Below are 7249 nucleotides of genomic sequence, written 5' to 3'. Positions count from 1 at the left end.
CGGGATCGCCTTCGGCGGTGGTGGCGGCCGCGGGGCCGAGCAGCTCGAGCCCGTACTCCTGCACCCGCTGCTCGTGCTCGACGCCCAGGAGCTTGCGCACGCTCGATTCGGCGGGGTCGGGGTCGGCGCCCGACACCGACCGGGCCGTACCCCGGTAGCCGAGCAGCGCGAGCGACTGCGCCTCGGCGAGGAGGCCACCGAGCGTGTCGAGCGCGAGCGAGTCGCCGGCCGCGGGTGAGCCCTCCACCAGGCCGAGGAGCGCCTCGACGCCGTAGCCGAACGAGGAGCCCGACCCCATCGACACCCGCTCGTTGGCCAGCGTGTTGCGGGCGAGCGGCCAGCCGCCGTCGACGGGCCCGACCACGGACGCGTCGGGCACGAACACGTCGGACAGGAAGATCTCGTTGAACCAGGCCACGCCCGTGAGCTCGCGCAGGGGACGGATGTCGAGGCCGGGTGAACGCATGTCGAGGACGAAATAGGTGATGCCGAGGTGCTTGGGCGCGTCGGCATTGGTGCGAGCGAGACAGATCGCGAGGTCGGCATCGCGTGCCATCGACGTCCACACCTTCTGCCCGCTCAACAGCCAGCCGCCGTCGGTCCGCACCGCCTTGGTGGTCAGCGAGGCCAGGTCACTCCCCGCTCCGGGCTCGCTGAACATCTGGCACCAGCTGAGCTCGCCGAGGAGCGTGGGCTGCACCCACCGATCCTGCTGCTCGGCCGTGCCGTGGGTGATGATCGTGGGCAGGGCCCACGCGCCCACCGCGAGATGCGGACGCCGGATGCGCGCCTTGCGGAACTCCTCGTCGATCACCAGCTGTTCGACCGCGCCGGCGTCGCGTCCCCACGGGCGGGGCCAGTTGGGCACGATGTAGCCCTCGGCGACCATGCGCGCACGCTTGGCCGGCCGGTCGAGCTGCGCGATCTCCTCGAGGAAGGCGCGCACCTCGACCCGGTACGCGTCCGCCTCCTCCGGCAGCTCGAGGTCGAGCGCACGCCGTTCGCCCGCGAGCGCGAGCGTCGCCACCTGCGCGCGCCACGACGAGGAGCCGCCCAGCAGCGCCCGCAGGCTCACGGCCCGCTTCAGGTAGATGTGGGCGTCGTGCTCCCAGGTGAACCCGATGCCACCGTGGAGCTGCACGGTGTCCTTCGCGCACCGAACGAACCCGTCGAGCGCGATCCCCGCGGCGACCGCGGCGGGCAGGGTGGCCGTGGCGGCGTCGGCGACAGCCCGCGCCGCGTCCCATGTGGTGCCGCGCATCTGCTCGACGGTGATGAGCATGTCGGCGAGCCTGTGCTTCACCGCCTGGAACTGCCCGATGGGGCGGCCGAACTGCTCTCGCACCTTGGCGTAGGCCGACGTGGTGTCGAGGCACCAGCCCGCGCCGCCCGCGCACTCGGCCGCCACCATCACCGCGGCCAGCACGTGCGCCCGATCGCGCGACACGCCGCGCAGCACGCGGTCGGGATCGCGCCTCACCCGCACCGATCCCACGCGCCTCGTTGGGTCGAGGCTCGGCAACGGTGCCACGTCGACCTCGCCGGCCTCGACGTCGAAGACGCCCCAGCCGTCGTCGACGGGCAGGAGCACGAGGCGGGCGAGCACCGCGCCGAGCACCGGCGCGTCCGCGTCGAGCGCGACCGCGGCGGGCGTGGTGCCGTCGAGCAGGCCGGGCAGCAGCGTTCGGTCGTCGGACTCGGCGACGATGGCGGCCGCCAGCGCGGTGGGCAGGAACGGCCCGGGCGCGGCGGCGCGGCCCAGCTCCTCGAGCACGACCGCGAGCTCGAGCACGCCGTAGCCCTGGCCACCGTGCTCCTCGGGAACGTGCAGGCCCAACCAGCCCTGCCCGGCGAGCTCCGCCCAGAAGGGCGGCATCGTCTCCGCGTCAGCGTCGAGCAGGGCGCGCGGGACCGCCGGCGGGCAGCGCGACTCGAGCCACCGGCGCGCCGACTGGCGCAGCGCCTCGTGCTCCTCGGTGATGCCGATCGGCATTGGTTTCGTGTCCTCCTAGAACGTGACCGGCAGCGCGGCGAGACCCCGCAGGATGAGGTTCTCCTTGTAGGCGGGCTCGTCGGTCGCGAGCTCCATCAGCGGCAGCCGCCCCACGAGGGTGCCGAGCGCGAGCTGCCCCTCGAGGCGGGCGAGCGGCGCACCGAGGCAGAAGTGGAGACCGTTCCCGAACGAGAGATGGTGGTTGTCGGTGCGCGTGATGTCGAACGTATCGGGCGCGTCGAACTGTTGCGGGTCACGGTTGGCCGCGGCGAGGATCAGCAACGGCTGCTCGCCCTGCTCGACGGTGACGCCACCGACGTCGATGTCGGTCATCGCCACCCGTCCGTCGAACTGCACGGGTGGGTCGTAGCGCAGGATCTCTTCGACCGCGCTCTTGATCAGGTCCCGGTCCGCCCACAGCTTCTCGAGCTGGTCGCGGTGTCGCAGGAGCGCGAGCACGCCGTTGCCGATGAGGTTGACGGTCGTCTCGTGGCCCGCAACAAGGAGCAGCGTGCACGTGCCGAGCACCTCGTCCTCGGTGAGGCTGTCGCCCTGCTCCTCGGCGTGCACGAGCGCGGTGAGCACGTCGTCTCCCGGATCGGAGCGGCGGCGGGCGATGAGCTCGCGGAAGTACTCGTGGAACGCGAGGACCGTCTCGAAGCGGCGTTCGAGGGCGTCCACGGGCTGCACGAAGTCCGGGTCGAGGCCCCGCGCGAGGTCGCGCGACCAGCCCTTGAACCGCTCGTGGTCGGACGGCGGCACGCCGAGCATCTCGCAGATGATGACGACGGGCAGCGGGTACGCGAAATCCTCGACGACCTCCATCGCGCCCTTGGGCTGGACCTCGTCGATGAGGTCGTCGACCACCTGCTGGATGCGCGGCCGCAGGCGCTCGACGGTGCGTGGCGTGAACGCCTTGCTCACCAGCCCGCGCAGGCGGGTGTGGTCGGGCGGGTCGAGCAACAGGAAGGGTCGTTTGCCCTCCATGGCCTCCGCCATCTTCCTCGCCGCGGGCTCCTGCGCGAGGAACTCGACGGCGCCGGTGGCGTGGCGCTGGTCGCTGCTCATCTGCGGGTGCCTGAGCACGGTGAGGCAGTCGTCGTAGCGCGTGAACACGTAGAAGCCGAGCGGGCTCCTGTGGGTCGGCTCCTCCTCGCGCATGCGCCGGTAGAGCGGGTACGGATCGGCCCGGACCGCGGGGTCGAACGGGTTGAACACCAGCGGATCGGTGGTGGCTTCACTCATCACACCACCGGCTCGCCGGCGCGCGTCAGGGAGATCGCCTGCGTCGGGCAGCCCTGCATGGCGAGCACGATCTTGTCGTCGGGACATGCGGTGGGATCGACGACGATCGCGATGCCGTCTTCGTCGAGGTCGAACACGCCTTCGGCCCAGAACGAGCAGTTCCCCGAGCCCATGCACTTCTCGCGGTCGATGCTGATCTCGAGGCTCATCACGCATTCCCTCCGTCGGCCAGCGCGCGGTACTGCGCATAACGCTCCTCCACGGCCCGGACCCAGGCCGGGTCGGGCTCGACTCGATGTGAGGTGCGCGCCCAGCGGGCGCCGTCCGTCATCGAGGACTCGAGTCCGGCGGTGACGCGTGCGATGAAGGCGGCGCCGAGCGCCGCGCCTTCGGGCACCGCCACCACGTCGACCGGCAGGCCCGTGCAGTCGGCCAGCGCTTGCACCCATTCCGCGACCCGCACGCCCCCGCCGGTGGCGACGATGCGGCGCGGCGACGTCGCGGCCAGGTCGAGGTGATGGCGCGCCGCGAAGCCGGAGGCCTCGTAGGCCGCGCGACGCACCGCCGCTGCGTCGTGGGTGAGGTCGAGGGCGTGCAGGAGCGCTCGCCGGTGCGGGTCGTGGTACGGCGTGCGCTCCCCCCTCGGGTACGGGAGCCACACGGGCACCCTCTTGGGATCGACCGCACCGCGGCCGCGACCGGCAAGGGCCAGCGCCCAGTTCAGGAAGAGGCCGCCCGCGTTGCTCGCGCCTCCGATGAACGTGAGGCCGGGCGACGTGTGCGGGATCGTCCAGAGACCCGGCACATCGCGCCACTCGGTCGTGGCGGCCCAGACGATGAGCGTGGTGCCCAGGATGACCAACACGTCGCCCTCGGCGTCGGCGCCCGCGACCAGCTGCTCGCCCAGCGCGTCGATGGTGCCGGCCGAGAGCAGGGCGTCGCCGACCTTGCCGACCGCCTCGTCCATGTTCGCAGTCCGCGGCAGCTGGTCGGCTCGAACGCCCGCGTCGTCGAGCACCGCCGCGTCCCACTCCAGCCCGGTGAACAGGGGGTGGGTGGTGAACGCGGAGCCGGTGTCGAGCGCGGGCTCCCCTGAGAGGGCAAAGTTGGCCACGGCCTGCGCAGGCCAGTAGCCCCTGGCGTCGGGAACCTCGGTTGCCAACCACTTCAGGAAGGCCAGCGCCTCGCCGCTCGCGGCCGGGTTGGCGCCGCTCTCGGTGCGACCCCGCTCGTCGCCGTAGAGGAGGCCCGGCGCCCGGGGGATGCCGCGACGGTCGACCGCGGTCATCGAGGGCACCATGGCCGCCACGCACAGCGCCCGCGCCCGAGGCTGTCCGAGCGCGGCGAGCGCCCGCCGCGGGCCCCGCCGCCATGCCTGGGTGGCGTCGTGCTCCATGCGGCTGGGCGCCGGGATGTGCAGCCGGTGCGGGATGCGCGCCCGGGCCACGACGCGGCCGTCGGCGTCGGCCGCGACCGCTTTCACCGAGGTGGTGCCGATGTCGAGACCGACGGTCACCTCTTGTGACACGGCCGTCATGGTCCGACAGTATCCGGCGACGGCTCCCGAGGAGCCCGGGCGCGACCCGTCGCAGGTCGGTCAGGTCAAGCCTGAGGCTCCGCCGTCACGTCGCGGTCGACGTCGACGTCCGGATCGACCTCGTCCGCCCGGTCGTGCAGCTCGTGCGCCTCGGCCCGGCTGCGCTCCGCCTCGCGTCGCTGCGCTTCTGCCGCCAGCGACTCCCGCTTCGCCCGAGCCGCCCGCTCGTCGGCCTCCGCAGCCTTGCGATCTGCGGCGAGCCGGGTCTGCTCGGCCAGGTCGCGATGCTCACGGGCCTCGACCCGCCGCGCTTCCGTACGCTTCGACCGTTGGGCGCGGAGCAGGATGGCCGCGAGCACGACGACGGCGGCGGCGACAACGATGGCGATGATGATTCCGGTATCCATCTCGGCGGCCTACCCCACCGCCGGCCGGGCGACACCTGCCGGCCGTGGTGGCTCCGGGAGCCGGACGCCCGAGCCCTACACTCGCCGGACGGCGGGCTTCGATCCTCGGGGGGTGGACGCAGGGTGACCGAGACGGCGGTGACAGCCGCGTCACCGCGGGTCGGTGCCGATGCCGCTCGCGCGCCGGGGCGTCTGGCCCACATGCCTGCACTCGACGGCCTGCGCGGTGCCGCGGTCGGGGCCGTGTTGCTGTTCCACGCCGGGCACTTGACCGGCGGCTACCTGGGCGTCGACCTGTTCTTCGTCCTCTCCGGCTTCCTCATCACCTCGCTGCTGCTCGCCGAGAGCTCCGACACGGGCGCCATCGCGCTGCGCGCCTTCTGGGCCCGTCGGGCGCGCCGGCTGCTGCCGGCCCTGGCCGGTGTGCTCGGCGGGGTGGCCCTCTACGCCTGGCTGTTGGCGGCCCCGAACGAGCTGAGCCGCATCCGGGGCGACGGGCTGGCGACGCTCTTCTACGTGGCCAACTGGCGGGCGGTGTTCGCCCACGTGGACTACTGGCAGCTCTTCGCCGCGCCCTCGCCGCTGGAGCACACGTGGAGCCTCGCCATCGAGGAGCAGTTCTACCTCGTCTGGCCGCTCGTCATCTGGGGCCTGTGGCGTTGGCGGGGCGCGCACCTGGCCCGACGGGTGCTCCTCGTGGCCGGGGGCCTGGCCCTGGCCTCCACGCTCGAGATGGCGCTGCTGTCCCGACCCGGCAACCCGACGCGGGTGTACTACGGAAGCGACACCCGCGCCGCGTCCATCCTCATCGGGGCGGTGCTCGCGGCGCTGGTGGCGTGGCGAGGCGTGGCTCACAGCCGAGGCGGGCGCCGCGCCCTCGAGGGGGCGGGGCTGGCGGGGGTGCTCGTGCTGGTCTACGCGTGGACCCGCGTGGCCGGGCAGTCCGACGGGCTCTATCGGGGCGGTCTGTTCCTCACCGCGCTGGCGGGGGCGGCGGTGATCGCGGCGGCCGCTCACCCCCGCCCCGGACCCCTCGCCCGGGCGCTGAGCACCGCCCCGCTCCGCGGCCTGGGGCTCATCAGCTATGGCGTCTACCTCTGGCACTGGCCCGTGTACGTCTTCTTGAACGACGAGCGCACGCACGTGCACGGATGGTGGCTGGTGCTCCTCCGCATCACCGTCACGCTGGTCGTCGCCACCGTGTCCTACCGCGTGCTCGAGCAACCGATCCGCCGCGGGGCCTTGCGCGTGCCCCAGTTGAAGGCCCTGGTGCCGGCGACCGCGGTGTTCCTCCTGATCGCGCTGATCGCCGGCACGGCCGGCGCGAGCACACCGTCGGGCCCGACGCGGGCAGATCCCGGGCGCGTCCGGAAGGCGCTGGCGGAATCGCGGACCACACCTGGCGCCCGCCGCGTGCTCATCGTCGGCAACTCGGTCAGCTTCTTCGTGGGTGAGGGCTTGAAGCAGTTGCACCGCAACCCGCCGCTCGTGGTGTTGAACGGCGGGCTCCTGGCCTGCACGTTCCCCCCCGGGATCACCGACGTGCGGTGGGCCGGCCTCCCGCGTCCCGCGATCGACTGCACCACTGCGTGGAGCGACGCGGTCGCGCGATTCGATCCGGACGTCGTCGTGCTCATGATCTCGGACCCCGGCGACATCGCGGTGAACTACCACGGGCGCTACATCCAACCGTGCACGCCGGCGTACGACAACTTGTACCGGCGCGAGTTGCGCAAGGCCGCGGACATGCTCGGCGCGGGTGGGGCGCGGGTCGCGATCACGACCGCCGCCTACTCCTACGTCATGCAGTCGGTGCGCACCCTCGACAAGGACGACTGTGTCAACGCGATCTACCGATCGGTCGCGCGCGAAGGTCACCGGCGGACGCTGCTCGACGTCGCCCGCTTCATCTGCCCGACCCGCAGCACGTGCAAGAAGACGGAACGTGGGTTCGCGGTGCGGGAGGACGGCATCCACTATCGGGGCGAGAGCGCCCGGTGGTTGGCCGGGTGGATGATGGACCAGCTGGCTTCGTCGAGCTGACCGCCGTCGACGTGCCACTTTGCA

The 7249-nt window shown here is 72.6% G+C and carries 5 protein-coding genes; 1 reads left to right on the top strand and 4 read right to left on the bottom strand.

The genetic code is table 11. The features are described 5' to 3' along the window. The 4 genes from E6G06_18220 to E6G06_18205 all read right to left on the bottom strand — a co-directional run. Positions 1-1993, bottom strand: a 1993-nt coding sequence (locus tag E6G06_18220; GenBank protein TML87482.1) for an acyl-CoA dehydrogenase, incomplete at its 3' end; no start/stop codon positions are given. Between the two features lie 15 nt (positions 1994-2008). Next, the gene (locus tag E6G06_18215) at positions 2009-3238 is read right to left on the bottom strand and encodes a cytochrome P450 (protein ID TML87481.1); all 1230 of its coding nucleotides are present in this window, start codon (positions 3236-3238) and stop codon (positions 2009-2011) included. After that, positions 3238-3447 carry a ferredoxin gene (locus tag E6G06_18210; GenBank protein ID TML87480.1) on the bottom strand — a complete coding sequence of 70 codons (210 nt, stop codon included), beginning with the start codon at positions 3445-3447 and terminating at the stop codon, positions 3238-3240. Before E6G06_18210 ends, E6G06_18215 begins: the two co-directional genes overlap by 1 nt. Next, on the bottom strand, positions 3447-4775 hold the full coding sequence (locus E6G06_18205) for a xylulose kinase (GenBank protein ID TML87479.1): 1329 nt from the start codon (positions 4773-4775) through the stop codon (positions 3447-3449). The genes E6G06_18210 and E6G06_18205 overlap by 1 nt, the downstream gene beginning before the upstream one ends. A gap of 134 nt (positions 4776-4909) precedes the next feature. On the opposite strand from E6G06_18205, the gene E6G06_18200 reads away from it, so the two are divergent. Further along, positions 4910-7225, top strand: coding sequence for an acyltransferase (locus E6G06_18200; protein TML87478.1), 2316 nt, complete (start codon positions 4910-4912; stop codon positions 7223-7225). Positions 7226-7249 lie beyond the last annotated feature (24 nt).

It is taken from the genome of Actinomycetota bacterium (assembly GCA_005888325.1).
In the GTDB taxonomy this organism is placed as follows: Bacteria; Actinomycetota; Acidimicrobiia; order Acidimicrobiales; family AC-14; genus AC-14.
Note: the sequence above shows the minus strand (reverse complement) of the source record. Positions and strands in the feature narration are given on the sequence as shown.

Excerpts from the sequence above, each read along its gene's own strand:
- E6G06_18215 (TML87481.1), bottom strand. The coding sequence starts at position 3,238 with ATGAGTGAAGCCACCACCGATCCGCTGGTGTTCAACCCGTTCGACCCC.
- E6G06_18210 (TML87480.1), bottom strand. The coding sequence starts at position 3,447 with ATGAGCCTCGAGATCAGCATCGACCGCGAGAAGTGCATGGGCTCGGGG.
- E6G06_18205 (TML87479.1), bottom strand. The coding sequence starts at position 4,775 with ATGACGGCCGTGTCACAAGAGGTGACCGTCGGTCTCGACATCGGCACC.